The organism is Mariniflexile fucanivorans (assembly GCF_004341235.1).
GTDB classification, from domain to species: domain Bacteria; phylum Bacteroidota; class Bacteroidia; order Flavobacteriales; family Flavobacteriaceae; genus Mariniflexile; species Mariniflexile fucanivorans.
In genome coordinates, this window is record NZ_SLUP01000029.1 from 1 (window position 1) to 1,146 (window position 1,146).

A 1,146-nucleotide genomic window follows, 5' to 3' on the forward strand; every position below is an offset into this window, starting at 1 on the left:
TAGTAAAGGTCTGGTCGAGATAAAACTCATCTTTAAGGATCCCGTTAACCCTTTCTGCTAGGGCATTTTCATAGCAATGGTTTTCTTCTGTCATGCTTATATCTATCTTATTTCTTTTCAGGATTTGTGTGTATACATTGCTGCAATATTGAATACCTCTATCAGAGTGGTGAATAAGTCCTTTTATGTTCTTAGCTTGGTATAAAGCTTTTTGAAGCGCTCTCACACAACCGTTGAGTTCCAGACTATCACTCAGGTCATAACCTACAATTTTTCTTGAATACATATCAGTTATTAACGCTAGATAACAAAAGCCTTTTACCGTTCTGATATAGGTAATATCAGATGCCCAGACCTGATTAGGCCTTGTAACTTCTACATCTTTTATAATGTTTTTGTACTTATAAAAACGATGCAGCGAGTTTGTTGTTCTGGAGCTATATTTCTTTCTAAGAGTTAGCATATTGTGTTTCCTAAGGACATTAAATAATGTGTCTCTACCGACTTTAAGGTTTGCTTTAGTGAACTGATTATCTAAAGATATTTCAAGTTTTCTCACACCTTCTCTAGGAAGGGACTTGCGTCTTTTCTTGACTATTTCAATAATCTGTTGTTCTTGTTTTAAACGCTTATCAGCTCTACGTTTATACTTGTATAATGCATCACGTTTAAGTCCGAAACAATTGGTTATGGTAGTTAAAGAAGCAAATCCCTTAGACTTTTCTTTGGCTTTAATTAAGGCTTTATACTTAGCTTTTTTTTTAATTCAGCCACAGATTTGTATCCTAGATCTTCGGCAGCGACTTCCAGGTACGAATCCAATACCATGGCATCCAAATCCTTTTTTAATAGAAGCTTTTTAAGCTGTTCAATTTCTTTTTGAAGTTCTTTGATTCGTGTTATTTCGTCTTTTGTTTCCACTTTTACTCTGGTGTTCATGAGGTCTTTACGGTTGTACTTTCTAATCCATTCATTAATGGTGGTAGGAGCAATGCCGTAAAGTTTACCTAGTTGATTTTTGTTTAGTTTACCCCTTGTAATTTCGTCTAAAATTTTCAGTTTAAAAGGTTCTGAATACCGTCTGATTACTTTGTCATTTCTATACATAATGTTTAAAATTATGTAGCCTTATTTCAGGACGGGTCA

The 1,146-nt window shown here is 34.4% G+C and carries 2 protein-coding genes; both read right to left on the minus strand.

What is annotated here, in order from left to right:
* A partial coding sequence (locus tag EV196_RS19785; protein WP_165876217.1) for an IS3 family transposase occupies positions 1 to 766 on the minus strand: 766 nt, incomplete at its 3' end.
* Positions 736 to 1,107: a transposase gene (locus EV196_RS19790; RefSeq protein WP_132219512.1), complete on the minus strand. Its 372-nt coding sequence runs from the start codon at positions 1,105 to 1,107 to the stop codon at positions 736 to 738. The genes EV196_RS19790 and EV196_RS19785, both read right to left, overlap by 31 nt.
* Positions 1,108 to 1,146 lie beyond the last annotated feature (39 nt).